Below are 17,005 nucleotides of genomic sequence, written 5' to 3' on the forward strand. Positions count from 1 at the left end.
GGGGACTGGGGACTGGTGACTGGGGACTGGGGACTGGGGACTGGTGACTGGTGACTGGGGACTGGTGACTGGTGACTGGGGACTGGTGACTGGGGACTGGTGACTGGGAATAATATTACCCATTACCCATTACCCATTACCCATTACCTGTTCCCTGATCTAAGGCACAATCAAAACAGGACAAGGTGAAAGATTGATCACCCTGGTTGTGACACTATCATTTGCGCCTTCATCAGTTAAACCCAGTCCGCGAAAACCCATAATAATTAAATCTGCTCCTATCTCGTCAGCAACATCACAGATAGTAAAAGCGGGTTTACCCTGTCTTTCTAATACTTCAGCCGTAATACCTTGCTGAGAAAATAAGGTTTGGGCATTTTCTAGGAGTTTAGCAACCACCTCTGGAGAACCCATGATATCGCCAGCATCTCCATTTGGGGATGGTTCTTCCACTACTGACAGCAATACCAAACGACTGTTATATTTCTGCACGATGTTGGTAACTACGTCAGCAGCTTCTCGCGCTTCACGACTTTGGTCAATGGGAAATAGAACTGTTTTAAACATAAATTAATCTTCACACCCCTTACTCCGGTAAAATCTGGATGGTGATACTTTCCAAACAATAACAAAAAGATAATCAGGAGAATTTGGCTGTGTCGAAAAAAAGTTTAGCAAGTTTATCTGCTGCTGATATTTCTGGAAAACGTGCTTTGGTACGGGTTGATTTTAACGTGCCTGTTGATGATCAAGGCAACATTACCGATGATACTCGGATTCGGGCAGCGCTACCAACTATCCAAGATTTGACCCAAAAGGGTGCTAAGGTCATTTTAACAAGCCATTTCGGTCGTCCCAAGGGTGTAGATGAAAAATTGCGTTTAACTCCCGTCGCTAAACGTCTTTCTGAGTTGTTGGGACAAGAAGTGGTCAAAACTGATGACTGCATCGGTGATGATGTAGCTGCTAAGGTTGCAGCTTTGGAAAATGGCCAAGTGCTGTTATTAGAAAACGTCCGCTTTTACAAAGAAGAAGAAAAGAATGATCCTGAGTTTGCTCAAAAATTAGCAGCAAACGCTGATTTTTATGTTAATGATGCTTTTGGTACTGCTCACCGCGCCCATGCTTCTACTGAGGGTGTAACTAAGTATTTAAGCCCTTCCGTAGCTGGTTATTTGGTGGAGAAGGAGTTGCAATATTTACAAAGTGCAATTGAAGTTCCTCAACGTCCTTTGGCTGCTATTATCGGTGGTTCTAAGGTTTCCAGCAAAATTGGTGTGATTGAAACTTTGTTAGAAAAGTGCGATAAGTTGATTATTGGTGGGGGAATGATTTTCACATTCTACAAAGCCCGTGGTTTGGATGTTGGTAAGTCTTTGGTAGAAGAAGATAAGTTAGAGTTGGCGAAGTCTTTGGAAGCTAAGGCTAAAGAACGTGGTGTAGCTTTGCTATTACCCACCGATGTGGTGTTAGCAGATAACTTTGCTCCTGATGCTAACTCTCAAACCGTCACCATTGAAGCAATCCCTGATGGTTGGATGGGTTTGGATATTGGTCCTGATTCTGTGAAGGTTTTCCAAGCAGCTTTAGCGGATTGTAAGACTGTGATTTGGAATGGTCCAATGGGTGTGTTTGAGTTTGATAAATTTGCTGCGGGTACAGAAGCGATCGCTCATACTTTAGCAGAAATCGGCAAAACCGGCACAACTACCATTATCGGTGGTGGTGACTCTGTAGCGGCTGTGGAAAAGGTTGGTTTGGCTGATCAAATGAGCCACATTTCTACTGGTGGTGGTGCTAGTTTGGAGTTGTTGGAAGGTAAGGTTTTACCTGGTATTGCAGCTTTGGATGAAGCGTAATTATTAATAGGGTGAAGGATGAAGTTTTAGGCTTTATCCTTCATCCTCTGCAATTAACCGAATTAAGGAAAACAATATGGAAGTACAAACTCGCATACATACTTATACACCTGAAGAATATTTAGAATTAGAGGAAAAAGCACTTTATAAAAGCGAATATCGCAATGGAGAAATTATACCTATGACTGGAGGAAGTGGTAATCACAATAAAATTACACTAGCTATTGCTGCTATTTTATTATATGCCCTGAGACGCAAAAAATATGAAGTTTTTATGGCAGATATGCGTTTATGGATTCCACAACTAAGACAATATACATATCCTGATGTAATTGTAACTGATGGTCAAGCTAGTTATACAAGTAAAAATAATACTACTGTGACTAATCCTTTATTAATTGTTGAGGTTTTATCTAAGTCTACAAAAAATTATGATCAGGGTGAGAAATTTACTTTTTATCGTTCTATTCCCCAATTTAAAGAATATGTTTTAGTAGAACAAAATCAATATCAGGTGATGCACTATAGCAAAACTAATGAGGGTGAATGGATTTTTAGAGAATATAAATCGGAAAATGATATTTTTAAGTTAAAACATCTATACATGAGATCATATTATGACCTGGAATCCTGGTAAAATCCTCAATAATGGTAAATACACAATTCAAAGTGTATTAGGTCAAGGTGGTTTTGGTGTTACTTATTTGGCTAGAGATACCAATGATATAGTATTATAGATTTGGTGACAAATTTTCATCGAGTAAGAAACGGATCTTCATACAAGATTAAGCCGCTCCTGTTCTCGTTGTGCCTTTATTGCTCTCAAATGCTGTATCATCGGGGAAGGATTAGCAGCAGCTTCTTGATAACGCTGTTCTCTCCACCTAGCCAACCGCAACATATAAGCATCTATTTCCGCACGATTATGGAGATAGTAGGTAATAGTAGCATGAATTTTTTCTAAATTCAGTGATGGCAAATCTTCCAAAATTTGTTCAGGTGTAAACCCTTGCAAGTAATAATCAATCACATCATCAATACCGATTCTATGCCCCTTAATACGGATATCATCTGGGTCTAAAAATTCAAAATAATCTTCTAGTTGCATAATTTCACCTTCAAAGATTCTTCTTAATTATATCTTACCCAAAAGGCTTTTAGGAGTGATTCTTATTCCCTTGCCAGATCACTGCTGAGTTGAGGTATGAAATTCCCAAATTGATCCTTTTTCTGCTATATTGTAAATACTTAATTATATTAATTATAAATGTATCTAACACTACATAGCCATGAATCAGATATGTTGTCTCAACCCAGGGTGTCATAATCCCTCAGTTCCCGAACATACCCAATTCTGTCCTAACTGCAACGTTGATATAGTCACACTGAAAGATCGCTATCGTCCGATTAAATCATTAGGTAGTGGGGGATTTGGCAAAACCTATTTAGCACAAGACATTGACAAACTTAACACCCAGTGCGTAATTAAACAATTTGCACCGCAGATTACTGGTACAAACGCCTTCCAAAAAGCCAAGGAATTATTTTTACAAGAAGCACAGCAACTACAAAAACTCGGTGAACATTCCCAAATTCCCACTCTGTTAGATCATTTTGAACAAGATAACCGTTTGTATTTAGTACAACAATTCATTGACGGTGCAAATTTATTACAAGAATTAAAAAACCAGGGAATATTCTCAGAATTAAAAATCCGCGCCTTATTACAAGATTTATTAACAACCTTGGAGGTAGTTCACGAGTATGAAGTAATTCATCGAGATATTAAACCAGAAAATATTATGCGTCGTCGTAGTGATGGCAAATTAATATTAATTGATTTTGGGGCATCAAAACAACTCCAGGGAACAGTTATAACAGGAACATTAATTGGTACTTTTGGTTATGCACCTTTAGAACAAATGCGGGATGGGAAAGTATATCCTGCCAGTGATTTATATAGTTTGGGTGCGACTTGTTTTCATTTACTAACAGGAGTTCATCCTGGGGAACTTTACCAAGAATATGGCTATGAATGGGTGAAAACTTGGCGTGTTCATTTACAAAAACCTGTTAACCCAGACTTGGACACAGTTTTAGATAAATTATTACAAAAATATTATCAAGACCGTTATCAATCTGCTCAAGAAGTTTTACAATTTTTAAAAACTTCACAATTAACAACTAAAACAGCTTATCAATCTTCGCGCAAATCTTCTCAAATACCATCTCAACAACAAAAGTCACTATCAAAAACATCATCTACTCAAGTTAAATCAAAGCAAAATTCAGGTGTTCCAAAGAGTCGCATTTCTGTGCCAAATAACTCATCTCGGATAATCACCTGGAGTTCCATAGGTGTTTTCGTACTGGGAATAGTTTTTTTAGGAACTCAATCGGAGCATATTCCTATTATTTGTAAACCACTAGATAACTGTGCTATTGATGAGGAATTTAGTTCTAAATACAAACAAGCAAAAGATATAACTGTTACTGCTCAAAATTTGTTTGAAAGTGCTAAGAATGTGGAAGAATTACGAGCATCTCAAGAACAGTTACAAGATGCGATCGCTCAACTAAAAACTATACCAACATCTGCTAAGATATACAATACTGCCCAAAAGGAACTTTCAGATTATCAAAGTCAATTAACCAAGATACAACGTCGTTTAGATAAAGAAAATCAAGCGATTGACTCCATTAACCAAGCCAAACAACAAGCTCAAGATGCAGAGGAACAGATGGGAAAGGCTAATGAACTTGAAGACTATGAAGCGGTTAAGGAGAAATGGGATAAGGTACTGGCGATTTTAAATGATATTCCTTCTGATGTTTTTATTTCAGTTACTAATTTGAAAAACAGTTATGAGTCAAAAAAGGAAAAAGTAGTTGCGATAATTGAAGATTTGAACAAGCCAACACCATCACCTGAACCAACACCTACATCAACTCCTACACCTGAACCCACTTCAAGTCCAACAAATTACCCTGCATCAACACCTGCGATTGAAGCAACTAATAAATCTCGTCGTGAATATGTATGTAAGTTTCTTGGAGTTGATCAGGGAGTTAGACTTGAGCCTAGCATATCGGGTTCTAAAACCCGTGATTGGGATTGTTTTGTACCAATTTCATCAGGACGATGTGTAGCAAGAGGAGGAGGAAATCCCTATGAACGTATTGGCACAACTGTCGGACCAACAGGATTAGTGAGTTGTGACGGAGATAGTATTACTATCGAAGATCCAGGAACAGGGGAGAAATATTATCAATTTAATGCTGTTATGGGAAGTGTTAGATTCGTTTTAGAAAAGTGAATTTATAGCTGTAGGATCTCGAAAGCCTAACTTGTTTTAAAACTGAATAATGACTAAATTTCTAAGATAAGGAGAATATCAATATGGCTAAGAAAAATTTGCGTTTTATTCCTATCCTTGGATTATCAATTATACTTTTTTCTTGTGCAACACAAAATAACCAGCCAACACCACCAGAAGCAACACCTACATCAACTCCTACACCTGGAGAAACTCAAAGTTCAATAAATTACCCCACATCAACTCCTACACCTGGAGAAACTAATAAATCTCGTCGCCAGTATGAATGCTCAGAAAATGCGGTTGAGCCTAGCATATCAGGTGCTATATATCAAGATGGGTATTGCTTTATCCCTGTATCAACGGGAAAATGTATCGCAATTCAAAATCAATACACTCGTATATATAGTCCACACCAAGGAGGCTGGCAAAAGTGCGATGATCAAGATGTTGTAACAATTCCGACTACAGGGCAGAAGTATTATAGATTTAGTGGTGGTTCAGTTGAAACTATATTTGTACTTGATTGATATGAGTGAATCAAAAATCCCATGGCCAATTTGGGCTGCTGTTATGCTGGCTTGCGCGGTTATTGCTGCTTGGGCTTCTCGTCCCCAAACCGATGGTCAAACAGTTGAAGATATGCAAAGAAAAATTAGCAGTCTAGAAGCACAATTAAATCGTCAGCAACCGACTTATTCTCCAAGTGTTTCTGAACCATCGCCATCACCTAAAGCAATACCTGCACCAACTCCTACTATTACTACTGAACCAACTCCAAATTTATCAAATCCAAAATGGGATTATAGTGTTTTTAACTCTGACATAAAAACACAAGACGGGTCATACGAAGGTTCGTATAAGCTGATCCAAGAACCTGCATTTGATCAACAGAATAAACAAGTAGAGTGGATTGTACAATATTCAATTCCTCTAGTAGAAAATGCTCCTCCTGTACAAATTGACATCAATAATTCTTTAGTAAAAATAGAATTAGCTAATGGCTTTAGGGCTGAATTTATAGATATTTCTGGTGTGATTTTAGAAGAAAAAAACCTTGATGAAGAAGGTCAAGGCAACAGAAGACGATATACTTTAAGAGTTCCCAATAGTATTTGGGAAAAATGGTCAGAAGTAGCTATGGTAAAAGTTCTCAGAGGTCGGATATGAGTGAATCAAAAATCCCATGGCCAATGTGGGCTGCTGTTATGCTGGCTTGCTCGGTTATTGCTGCTTGGGCTTCTCGTCCCCAAACCGACGATCAAAGAGTTGAATATCTGCAAAGAAAAATTAGCAGTCTAGAAGCACAATTAAATCGTCAGCAACCGACTTATTCTCCAAGTATTTCTGAACCATCGCCATCACCTAAAGCAATAACAACACCAACACCATCACCATCACCTGAACCAACACCTACATCAACTCCTACACCTGAACCGCCTTTTATTCCTGAACCTACTCTGCGTTTATCAGATCCAAAATGGGATTATAGTGTTTTTAATTCTAGAAAAACTTACAGCGATCGAGAAATACAATATATTTTGAAATCAGGAGCTAGATATGATGATTCTAATAAACAGGTAGAGTGGATTGTTGATGAGAAAATTAACTGTTTTGGAGGTTCTCAACTTTCTGATGGCAGCAGAGTTTGCTTCAATTTTAAACTAGGAGTAGAGTTTAGTGCTGTATTTAAGGATGTAGATGGAGTCACTATTGCTTCTCAGGTTCTTTTTGAAGATGGAGGGAATAATCCAAAGCGAGAAGGAAATATAACTACATATCGCTATAGATATATACTAACAATTCCTGATTCAGTATGGTCAAGATGGTCGGAAGTGACTCAAGTTATTATTACTAAGTAGTGGTTGGTACAAAATGAATAAATTTCAACGTTTGAAAAGTGCTTAGGTTTTGTACATGAAACCATCCTACATATTGGGTGTTGAAAAAACTCAACTCTAGTCAATAAAACATTTATACATTAGCTGATGTTATGACCTGGAATCCTGGTAAAATCCTTGTTCTATTCTGTTATCTTTAGGAATATTTATCTGATTAATTTTTGGTAGGGACAATTCATGAATTGTCCCTACATTTTTTTCTGAGAGGTATAATATACTTATCCTGATGTCATGGTGACAGATGGTACTATTTTATATTTATTTCCTTTCTGCTGGATCTGGAAAGAACTACAAGACTGTAAAAATTTGATAAAACTACCATTAATCTGTAACTCTTTCATTTGCTTAGTAATAGGTTTACCATATTGTTGATGAAATTTAATTCCTAAAATCCCAATATCAACATAGTTGTTGTTTGCTGCTTTCGTTAACTCTGTAAGAATCATTTTTAGTGCTTTTTCTAAGTCAGCAGCAGAATTGATCTTAGTTGATGAAACAGATGATAACACAGATGCAGGGCTGGGAGAATTAAGTTTACTTACTTGCCATTTATTATCTTTGAGTTGAACTTGAAAATCACTACAAGATTGTAAAAACTTGGCAAATGTACCACCTATTTGTAACTCTTTCATTTGTTCAGTAATCGGTTTACCATATTTTTGCTTAAATTTACTGGCTAAAATAGTAATATCAAAACTTTCATTTTTAGATTCTTTGCTTAACTCTGACCAAATATTTTTTATTGCCTTTTCTAAATCTAATTTGGTGGTTAAACTATTAGCTAATAAGTTATTTTTAACCTGAGAGTTTTTATTATTTTCTGCTGGATTAATATCTTCTTTTTGGGAAAAATGTTGTTGTTCAAAAAGCGTGATGTATAATTCTCCTACATCATCAACTTGATGAATCACAAAATCTGCTGGATAGCTAATAAAAATATCTCTCGCTCGTTTACCTGGTAAATATTTAGCAATGACATTACTAATATTTATTTGATATTTCGTTTTATATAATTTAGAAATTTGAGAGAGTTTAATCCAATAATTAGCTGTTTGCTTTTGTTCTTCTTTAATTAAATGTTTAACTTGCAGAACAAATTGATCAATAGATGGTATTTCTGGTAAGGGTTTAATGCTATTGATAATAGTTTCACCTGTGGCATTATTGAAGATATTGATATTTTCCCCGTGCTGACTGACTTGATATACTGTTAACCCATGTTGCTGTAAATTGTTGCATAAATTAGTCATTACCTTATCAGATGAACAAACAAAAACTTCTTTAGCTTTGGGATAAAGTTCATGAATAGAAGAACCAAAAGCAATCATTTTTCCATCTGCATTATCCCTACCAGCAGGAACATGAATCAAATCATAGCCACGTTCATGTAATTCTACATCTAGTTTACCGCGATTACTCCAATTAGCAAAGGCAATTTTCACTTGAATTGGACATTGACAAATAGTTCCTAAAAATTTTTCTGTATTGATATTAAGTTGTAAATTTTCCGCATCTAAAAGTAAAACCCCTATTCCTACTGGTACTAAAGCAGGAAACAATGTAGAATTTAAACAGCTATTTAAATCAGATATAACAGGATTGTGATTTCTAATTTCAGCAATTAATTCTGATATAATTGGTACATTTAAAGCTGCGGGAACTAGGAAAGCTTTTAAATATAGTTGTAGCTTATTTATTAGTTCTTCCCTACTGCGAGTTTGACTGAGTAATTCTGTAAATTTAGCACTCAAAGCAGATTGATTAGCTGTTTTTTGCCATTGGACTTTTCTGTACTTTTCCATTAATAATTCTGGCTGCTGTTGTTGAATAGTAATGATGGTTTGGCAGACCTGAGAGACTATTTGATTTAATAAAGCAGAATCAGAGGTAGTAAGCGATCGCTCATGATTTGACATAACTTATACAATATAGTAAAGCATCCTTGAGGAAAATGCGTAAATTATTCTTCAAAAATCTATCAAAAATCTAATTTATACCTAATGTATATTTAGGTTATACCTAATTTATACCTAATTTATATCTAATTTATATCAAGTTTACAGTTTTAGATGTGGGAACATCTCTCAAATAGTATAAAAGTGTGAGTCTACTTTTGGGGAAATTTCCGCACTTGATATTCTCTCGCTGCTGACACTTCATAGGAAAAGCCCAAAGATTGGTGAACTTTTTAAGCGATCGCATTTAGTTCGCTTTCCGGGCTGGCTTTCCACTGTTCCCGACTTTGCCTATGTACTAACAGTTTACACCTAAATTGATTGAACCATGACTCAAGCAAAAACCACGACAATTGAAGGTATCTATGAAGTTTGTATTGGCGTTTCAGAGCCGATTTTAGCAATTCAATATTGGCAACAATTTGGTTATCGTATTGGATCAGTGGGAGAATTAAACGCAGAAACAGCGTATCAATTATATGGGGTAAACTCCTCTTTAAAAGCAATTCGTCTTAATCACCAAGATGCAGATCATGGTTTAATCAGATTGATGACTTGGGAAAATCCCATAAATCAAGGTTTGGGTATCAGTTCCATGAAAATCAAGGGTAATCGCTGGACTACGGCTTTAACTGCTGATTTATTAGGGATTTTAAATCATGCGGAAAATGCCAGAGCCGCAGGTCATACAATTAGATATACTTACCCTTACTGGGAAGTCATTTATCAAAAAGAACACAAAAACCGTCCCTTTGTTGATCCAGCAGTGGGAGTGAGAGAAATGCTACTGCTGCAACCCTTAACGCGACAGGTGTTATTTCAACGCTTTGGTTATGTCATGCCCTACTATGGCAAAATAAATCACAATGCACCTTTTGGCACCAGTCAGTTTACCCATTTGGGGTTAGTAGTTCAAGACGACAGCAAAGAAACCCTGCGGTTTTATGAAGAAGTTTTGGGTTTGTTGCGTGTGCGAGATGATATAGAAACCAGCTATGAATCTTCTTTTGCAGGACGAGATTTTTTTGACCTCCATCCAGGGGAAAAGTTTATAGTTACGGCTTTTGATGATCCCCGTTCTTCTCAAACCAACTTAATGGAAGCTCGCAGTGGTAGACTTTATATTGTACGCTTTCCAGAAAATATCCCCTTAGAATCAAGTTTTACATTTGCTCAACCAGGAAGTTTAGGAATGTGTCTTTACACTTATCGGGTGCAAGGAATACACGATTATTTTGATAAAATTCGGGCAAGTAATGTACAGAAATTTACTAATATTGTAAATAATGAATTTGGAGAAATGAGTTTTTCTTTTGTTGCCCCAGATGGTTATTTCTGGACTTTAGTAGCAAAAAGTTAGGTCAGGAGTCAGGAGTCAGGAGTCAGGAGTCAGGAGTTATGTATTTTGGATTTTGAATTTTGAATTTTGGATTGTTTTTGTCAACTCCAATCTAAAATCTAAAATATAAAATCTAAAATTTTCTTCCCCAGTCACCAGTCACCAGTCACCAGTCCCCAATCACCAGTCCCCAGTCCCTACTATAATCATAAGGAGAAAATATACAGAATATGGTAGCCCACATCCAAGAAGTTGATGCCCAACAATGGGTGAAAACTCGTTCTTCCTTAGATGCTAATGAATCTACTTTTTTAGTTTGGACAGGTAAAATTTATAGTTTTGTCCCTGGGGAAAAGCGACAACTTTTATTTAAAATTATCGGTATGAGTGTAAGTCGGTGTATTCCCACTGCGGAAGGTCGTTGGGATTTTACTTCTAGGGAACTGACTTATTACCTCAACCCAGAAACAGATGAAATTTTACGAAAATGGGAAAATCCCTGGACTGGGGAAACTGTGACGGTGATGCACGTAGCTAATAATCCCGTACAAGGTAAGTTTAAAGGTAAACTGCCTGTACAGGTGGAAGGTGAAAATACTACCTTTGTCTTTGATCTGTTTCCCCATTATCCCAACCCTTTGGCAAAAGATCCCCAGTTTGCTTCCTACAGTCCATCTCCAACTTATCAAGCGGCTGAGTTATTTAAAATTACTGTCAAGAGTGCAGATTTGCTCAACTCAGAACTTAATTCCGTTACAGAATTAAAATTAAGTTGGGATAGAATTGGTCAATGGTTGCCTTGGATGAAGATGGGTGAACAACCAGGACAACTTATATATAGTGCTATTGGTGGCAAGGTGGGCGGTTTTACAGAGTTACCCCCACTGTTACAAGCGGAAATTAATAACCGTGTGCCTTTGTATAAGCAAGCGCCGAATGCTTTTATGGAAGGGGAAGATATGACTTCTTGGTTATATTTTCAGAAGCATTTTTCTGATTATTTGGCTGGGGAAGTTTTTCCTTTACCACCAGCGGAGGAAGGTTAGTTTGTAGCCCGAAATGCGCGGATGGGTGGGTGTAAATTTTGAGGTGTTGAAAAAAATGCCTGGATCTCTCTCTATGCAAGGATTGGGAGTTATTTGTGTAGAACAACCACCCGCGCACCTTACCCTGTCTTGGTTTCAACGTTTTTCCCTCTTGACGCAATTCCTGAAATGGACTATCATTAGAACATCCGCGCAACCGAATCTTGAAAACTACATATATCTAGGCTTCCAGGATGCCGCTGTTGCAACATTAAATAATCCCTATTAGGGATTGAAACATTTTGATAATCCCAGTGCAGAAGAAGTAAACAAGGTTGCAACATTAAATAATCCCTATTAGGGATTGAAACGATTTTTTTCATCATAAATCGCTATAATCCTTACACTGTAGGTTGCAACATTAAATAATCCCTATTAGGGATTGAAACGACGATTTCCTTAATACCTAATAACTCGATAATTGTTGCAACATTAAATAATCCCTATTAGGGATTGAAACTTAAAAGAATTTTACCCATTCAAGTATATGCCAAAGTTGCAACATTAAATAATCCCTATTAGGGATTGAAACTTTTTGGTGTACTAAAATACCAAGATAGCGCCATTTAAGTTGCAACATTAAATAATCCCTATTAGGGATTGAAACCTAATGGTAAAGATTTGAACTTTTTGTAAAACCCGGTTGCAACATTAAATAATCCCTATTAGGGATTGAAACTTTGGTGGTGGTATTGAATTGTGCAACCATTGTCGGTTGCAACATTAAATAATCCCTATTAGGGATTGAAACTTATAATCCCCACAAGTGGCTTATTTCCTAAGCTAGTTGCAACATTAAATAATCCCTATTAGGGATTGAAACTAAAACCTAGCATGGCTTTGCAGTCAAGCTCGCCGTTGCAACATTAAATAATCCCTATTAGGGATTGAAACATTAGTGCTAATAGTGGGTATTTTGTCTATAAATCGTTGCAACATTAAATAATCCCTATTAGGGATTGAAACACTTTTCAAAGTTTCAATTTCTGCCAATAATTTAGAGTTGCAACATTAAATAATCCCTATTAGGGATTGAAACTAATGCAACTTCACCGGAGTTTTTAATGTGCTGCCCCACGTTGCAACATTAAATAATCCCTATTAGGGATTGAAACTAAAATCTTCCCACATCCCATATTTTATGCGGAAAGTCCCGTTGCAACATTAAATAATCCCTATTAGGGATTGAAACTGGAGATAGTACCCAAAATCAATCTATAAAATTGCAAAGTTGCAACATGAAATAATTGTGATGAAGATACAATCAAGCAACTCCATAGTCTGTATATTCCCGCATTTCAGGAGCTTGAAAACCTAAAATAATATCTTCCTTTGCAACTCCTCGCGCTACAAGTTCTTCAGCCACCATCATTTCCGTCATATTTTGCTCAATCCAGATTTTTCCCTCTTTAATATCCAAATGTAAAACACAACCATAGACACGCCGATGGCCATCCCATCCAACATTCATGACTTGGTAATGATCTTGTTTAGTATCAAAAACAGTGTAACAATCAATCTTACCATTGGCTATTGGGATGGCAGCATAAGCAGTCAACAACGACTGAATGATATTGCGATAAGATGCTATGGTATCCATTGTAAAATTACCTCTTCAATTGGGTCATAAATAATTTGTTTAATCTGATATCTCTCTATTGAAATTTGGGCAAATTCCCGCTTAAAAAAAGATTCATAAACACCTATTGGTACCTCTGGGAAGTATCTTAGTCCAAAGGTTAGATAAATTGAAACTAGCAAAAGTGGATTGCTCAATTGCTGAATTTTGGGTTAAAATTTTATATCGGTGGATAGGTTGGTTAGGACATTAACTAATTGATCATAAAACTGACACTAAAAGAAGGTTTTACCCCAATAATAAAAATAAAGTTGTGTGCGATCGCCCTCCTATCATCCAAGAGAATGCGATCGCCCAATTTATCCCCATCACCAACAATAAAACCAAAGTTTCACAACTTCCGCATACCATGACTAACGGGATCAAAACCCTTAGAAAAGCGCGTGCTGTCATCATAACAAGCGCCCTTCAAATTCGCACCATATAACTTAGTATAGTGCAGCCTCGCACCCCGAAGATTAGCTTCAGAGAGATTAACGCCACACAAATTAGCCCTAGTCAAATTAGCATCAGCTAAATTTGCCCTACTCAAATTTGCACCCCAAAGTTTAGCTTTAGCGAGATTAGCATCACTTAAATCTGCTCCCCACAAATTGATTCCCGGTAAATAAGCATCAATCAACTTGATTCCAACCAAGTGAGCAGATAGAAAATATCTCTCTCCAGCGGCATAGCGCCGTTTAATATCCTCCGCATCCATCTATATTTCACTGCCTTTAGCAACGACACAGTGATTTCTGTTCCTACCTATCATTTAACCACAAAAACCGCTAATCCGCTATTGATAGAGAGAGGAAAACTCTAACTTTTCTCCCCTTGCACCCTGCCCTGTATTTTCCCATCTTTTCCAGTACCATTACAAACGAACAAATTGATACCAGAAAAATCACCATTTTTTTTATACACGAAAAAGCGCCTGAGTCCTTTTTGCTTACTCAGGCACCCCCCGTATAACTTTATACCATTTCATCGTATGCAACCGATTAAATCTTCTACACTGCTATTAGGGAAAGCACTGTTAAGATAACCTGTAACAAACATGAGTGAAGTGGTATCACTCCTTGCATCAGATAAGAATATCTCTTTTGACACCAAATAGCCAGTGTAGAGAGTGACAGTTTATGAACTGACACTGGTGGAAAACATAACCCGCGTAGGCAGGTTTTGCCTGTGTAGCTTCATTTAACCACAACCTCCTCCTCCTGGAGTTTCGATCACAAAAATATCCCCTGGTTGCATCTCTACAGTAGCGGTACTACCTAAAATTTCCTCAGTGCCATTTTGTCTTTGTACCCAGTTGCGTCCTATTTTTCCCGCTTCAGCACCATTTAAACCGAAGGGAGGAACCAGACGATGGCCAGAGAGAATATTAGCAGTCATTGGTTCTAAAAATTTAATACGACGGATCACCCCATCACCCCCGCAATATTTTCCTTTCCCTCCACTATGGGAACGCAAACCAAAACTTTCCACTTGCACAGGATAACGAGTTTCTAAAACTTCAGGATCAGTTAAGCGGGAGTTAGTCATGTGAGTATGAACCCCATCAGTACCATCAAAATTTATTCCTGCACCAGAACCACCGCAAATAGTTTCATAATATTGATATTTTTGATTACCAAAAGTAAAATTATTCATTGTTCCTTGGGAAGCTGCCATCACACCCAAAGCACCATATAAAGCATCAACAATTGTTTGGGAAGTTTCTACATTTCCTGCTACTACTGCTGCGGGATAAGTTGGGTTTAACATACAACCTTGAGGGATAATAATTTCTAAAGGTTTGAGACAACCAGCATTCAGGGGAATATTATCATCAACCAAAGTTCTAAAGACATATAAAACCGCCGCTTGAGTTACAGCTTTGGGGGCATTGAAATTACTATTTAATTGTGCAGATGTTCCAGTAAAATCAATCTTGGCACTGCGGGTTTCTCTGTTGATTTTTACATTAACTTCAATTTTTGCACCGCTATCCATTTCATAAATAAATGACCCATCTTTTAAAACATCAATTGCTCTTCTCACAGATTCTTCTGCATTATCTTGAACAAACTGCATATAAAGTTTAACAGTTTCTAGTCCATATTGCTCAACCATTTTTAGCAGTTCTTGTACTCCCCTTTCATTAGCAGCAATTTGAGCTTTAAAATCTGCTATATTTTGGTCAGGATTACGACTAGGATAGGGATGATTTAACAAATAATTTCTGATTGCTGTTTCTTGAAATTCTCCCTCTTGCACTAAGAGAAAATTATCAAAAATAATTCCTTCTTCTAAAATTGTGGTACTATGAGGAGGCATAGAACCGGGAGTAATACCACCAATATCCGCTTGATGTCCACGTGAAGCAACATAAAATATAGGACTGGGAATATTGTTTTTATTTCCTATGTTAGTTCCTAAAAATACAGGAGTAATAGCTGTGACATCAGGTAAATGTGTTCCACCGTTATAAGGGTTATTGGATAAATAAACATTTCCTGGTTTGATTGTGTCCCCAACATCATTAATTAAACTGCGGACACTTTCACTCATTGAGCCTAAGTGTACAGGAATATGAGGAGCATTAGCAACTAATAAACCAGAACTATCAAAAATCGCACAGGAAAAATCTAGCCGTTCTTTAATATTAACTGATGCTGCTGTGTTTTGCAGCACAATTCCCATTTGTTCGGCGATAAATTGATAGAGATTTTTGAATATTTCTAAACGAACTGGATCAGGTTGAGTTGTGTTGTACATGATAATTTCTTCCTAATTAATTTTTGACATCTTTTTAGATACAGTCGTAGGGGCAAACCCCCGTGGTTACCCGTACTCCCAGGAGTGAGTTTGAGGCGATCACCTGTACCCACAAGTATTGGGTTTTATCACGGGTCTGAAATCGCTATCCTAATCGCTATACTATCTGTGGGAATAATATTTTTTATTGATTGCCATCATTATGTCTTTAGTTAAAACTGCTCTAATTGGTTTAAAAGCTGACTCATTCCGTCATCCTCTAGACTTGGAAGCTACAAAAACTCTCAAGCAAATTCCTGGTATAGATATGATGGTCAGAAATTGGCTAGGTCCAATGGCAGAACAGGTTTTTTATGTAGAAAATATTGCTGCTAGTGTCTTGGTGGGTGAAAAACAATTACCGTATTTACACAATTTATTATTAGACGCTTGCAATATTTTAGATATTGAACCACCTCAACTATACGTGCGTCAACATCCCGCTCCTAATGCTTATACTTTTGCCATGCGGGGTAAACAGCCATTTGTGGTGTTGCATACTTCTTTAATTGATATGCTCACACCAGAAGAAATACAAGCGGTTATTGCCCATGAGTTAGGACATCTCAAATGCGATCATAGTGTTTATTTAACACCTGTGAACTTACTCATTTTAGCAGCTGCAATTTTACCTAATGTGGGTGCGGTTTTAGCTCAAACATTACAAGCACAGTTATTAGAATGGGTACGTTGTGCAGAGTTTACTTGCGATCGCGCTGCTTTGTTAGCTACCCAAAACCCCAAAGTTGTCATGTCTGTGTTAATGAAGTTAGCTGGTGGTTCTCCCACCTTAGCACCTCAATTAAATCTTGATGCTTTTGTTGCCCAAGCCCGTGCTTATGATGACATCAGTAACACGGAACTGGGTGTAATGGTGAAAGAAGCCCGCACTGCCCAGTTAAGCCACCCAGTACCCGTATTGCGAGCCAGGGAAATTGATCGATGGGCAAGTAGTACGGAATACCATATACTTATGCAAAATCACGGTTTTAAAGGAGAAACTGAAACCGCACCCAAGGGAGGATGGAGAAATTGGTAAATATTGGGGACTGGGGACTGGGGACTGGGGACTGGGGACTGGTGACTGGTGACTGGTGACTGGGGACTGGTGAAGAAAATTTTAGAT

General features: G+C 37.4%; 16 protein-coding genes, 1 pseudogene and 1 CRISPR repeat array. Of the genes and pseudogenes, 9 read left to right on the forward strand and 8 right to left on the reverse strand.

The genetic code is table 11. The annotated features are described in order from the left end of the window. Positions 1-159: 159 nt before the first annotated feature. A complete protein-coding gene (locus H6F47_RS22830; protein ID WP_137666379.1) occupies positions 160-567 on the reverse strand; it encodes a universal stress protein in 408 nt (135 codons plus the stop codon). A gap of 89 nt (positions 568-656) precedes the next feature. Here H6F47_RS22830 and H6F47_RS22835 point away from each other — a divergent pair, with 89 nt between their 5' ends. Both H6F47_RS22835 and H6F47_RS22840 read left to right on the forward strand, forming a co-directional pair. Next, entirely contained in the window at positions 657-1,859 is a 1,203-nt protein-coding gene (locus H6F47_RS22835; protein WP_190651148.1) for a phosphoglycerate kinase, read from the forward strand. A gap of 76 nt (positions 1,860-1,935) precedes the next feature. Then, the gene (locus tag H6F47_RS22840; RefSeq protein ID WP_190651150.1) at positions 1,936-2,496 is read left to right on the forward strand and encodes a Uma2 family endonuclease; all 561 of its coding nucleotides are present in this window, start codon (positions 1,936-1,938) and stop codon (positions 2,494-2,496) included. Between the two features lie 138 nt (positions 2,497-2,634). Here H6F47_RS22840 and H6F47_RS22845 read toward each other — a convergent pair whose 3' ends face one another. Next, positions 2,635-2,967, reverse strand: a complete 333-nt coding sequence (locus H6F47_RS22845; RefSeq protein WP_190651152.1) for a DUF433 domain-containing protein — start codon at positions 2,965-2,967, stop codon at positions 2,635-2,637. Between the two features lie 181 nt (positions 2,968-3,148). Here H6F47_RS22845 and H6F47_RS28180 point away from each other — a divergent pair, with 181 nt between their 5' ends. The 4 genes from H6F47_RS28180 to H6F47_RS22865 all read left to right on the forward strand — a co-directional run bounded on the left by H6F47_RS28180 (position 3,149) and on the right by H6F47_RS22865 (position 7,038). Continuing rightward, the gene (locus H6F47_RS28180) at positions 3,149-5,176 is read left to right on the forward strand and encodes a protein kinase (protein ID WP_242027477.1); all 2,028 of its coding nucleotides are present in this window, start codon (positions 3,149-3,151) and stop codon (positions 5,174-5,176) included. A gap of 83 nt (positions 5,177-5,259) precedes the next feature. Beyond that, the gene (locus tag H6F47_RS22855; protein ID WP_190651154.1) at positions 5,260-5,706 is read left to right on the forward strand and encodes a hypothetical protein; all 447 of its coding nucleotides are present in this window, start codon (positions 5,260-5,262) and stop codon (positions 5,704-5,706) included. Between the two features lies 1 nt (position 5,707). Further along, positions 5,708-6,346 (forward strand): hypothetical protein, encoded by a 639-nt coding sequence (locus tag H6F47_RS22860; protein ID WP_190651155.1) that lies wholly within the window; start codon positions 5,708-5,710, stop codon positions 6,344-6,346. A 23-nt stretch (positions 6,347-6,369) separates the two neighbouring features. Beyond that, a complete protein-coding gene (locus H6F47_RS22865; RefSeq protein ID WP_190651157.1) occupies positions 6,370-7,038 on the forward strand; it encodes a hypothetical protein in 669 nt (222 codons plus the stop codon). A gap of 257 nt (positions 7,039-7,295) precedes the next feature. On the opposite strand, the gene H6F47_RS22870 is transcribed toward H6F47_RS22865, so the two are convergent. Then, positions 7,296-8,993: an NYN domain-containing protein gene (locus H6F47_RS22870; protein ID WP_190651159.1), complete on the reverse strand. Its 1,698-nt coding sequence runs from the start codon at positions 8,991-8,993 to the stop codon at positions 7,296-7,298. A 367-nt stretch (positions 8,994-9,360) separates the two neighbouring features. On the opposite strand from H6F47_RS22870, the gene H6F47_RS22875 reads away from it, so the two are divergent. Together H6F47_RS22875 and H6F47_RS22880 are read left to right on the forward strand one after the other, a co-directional pair. After that, complete coding sequence (locus tag H6F47_RS22875) at positions 9,361-10,392, forward strand: VOC family protein (protein WP_190651161.1); 1,032 nt, start codon at positions 9,361-9,363, stop codon at positions 10,390-10,392. Between the two features lie 209 nt (positions 10,393-10,601). Beyond that, the gene (locus tag H6F47_RS22880) at positions 10,602-11,417 is read left to right on the forward strand and encodes a DUF1838 domain-containing protein (protein WP_190651162.1); all 816 of its coding nucleotides are present in this window, start codon (positions 10,602-10,604) and stop codon (positions 11,415-11,417) included. 241 nt (positions 11,418-11,658) lie between these two features. Next, positions 11,659-12,723: direct repeats of the CRISPR family, unit length 37 nt; unit sequence GTTGCAACATTAAATAATCCCTATTAGGGATTGAAAC. On the opposite strand, the pseudogene H6F47_RS22885 reads toward H6F47_RS22880, so the two are convergent. From H6F47_RS22885 to H6F47_RS22900, 5 genes and pseudogenes are all read right to left on the reverse strand, one after another. After that, a pseudogene (locus H6F47_RS22885) lies at positions 12,724-13,056 on the reverse strand (XisI protein); the annotation flags it as partial. It lies immediately after the preceding feature. Further along, positions 13,044-13,232: an element excision factor XisH family protein gene (locus H6F47_RS22890; RefSeq protein ID WP_347239104.1), complete on the reverse strand. Its 189-nt coding sequence runs from the start codon at positions 13,230-13,232 to the stop codon at positions 13,044-13,046. The gene H6F47_RS22890 and the pseudogene H6F47_RS22885, both read right to left, overlap by 13 nt. 91 nt (positions 13,233-13,323) lie before the next feature. Next, positions 13,324-13,446, reverse strand: coding sequence for a hypothetical protein (locus H6F47_RS28660; protein WP_265586260.1), 123 nt, complete (start codon positions 13,444-13,446; stop codon positions 13,324-13,326). Then, positions 13,427-13,795: a pentapeptide repeat-containing protein gene (locus H6F47_RS22895; protein WP_096565005.1), complete on the reverse strand. Its 369-nt coding sequence runs from the start codon at positions 13,793-13,795 to the stop codon at positions 13,427-13,429. Before H6F47_RS22895 ends, H6F47_RS28660 begins: the two co-directional genes overlap by 20 nt. A 482-nt stretch (positions 13,796-14,277) precedes the next feature. Then, complete coding sequence (locus H6F47_RS22900; RefSeq protein ID WP_190651163.1) at positions 14,278-15,840, reverse strand: hydantoinase B/oxoprolinase family protein; 1,563 nt, start codon at positions 15,838-15,840, stop codon at positions 14,278-14,280. Positions 15,841-16,042: 202 nt separating this feature from the next. Between H6F47_RS22900 and H6F47_RS22905 the strand changes: the two genes are divergently transcribed. After that, positions 16,043-16,918, forward strand: a complete 876-nt coding sequence (locus H6F47_RS22905) for a M48 family metallopeptidase (RefSeq protein WP_190651164.1) — start codon at positions 16,043-16,045, stop codon at positions 16,916-16,918. The last annotated feature ends 87 nt before the right edge of the window (positions 16,919-17,005 follow it).

Source organism: Sphaerospermopsis sp. FACHB-1094 (assembly GCF_014696195.1).
Taxonomy (GTDB): Bacteria; Cyanobacteriota; Cyanobacteriia; order Cyanobacteriales; family Nostocaceae; genus Sphaerospermopsis; species Sphaerospermopsis kisseleviana.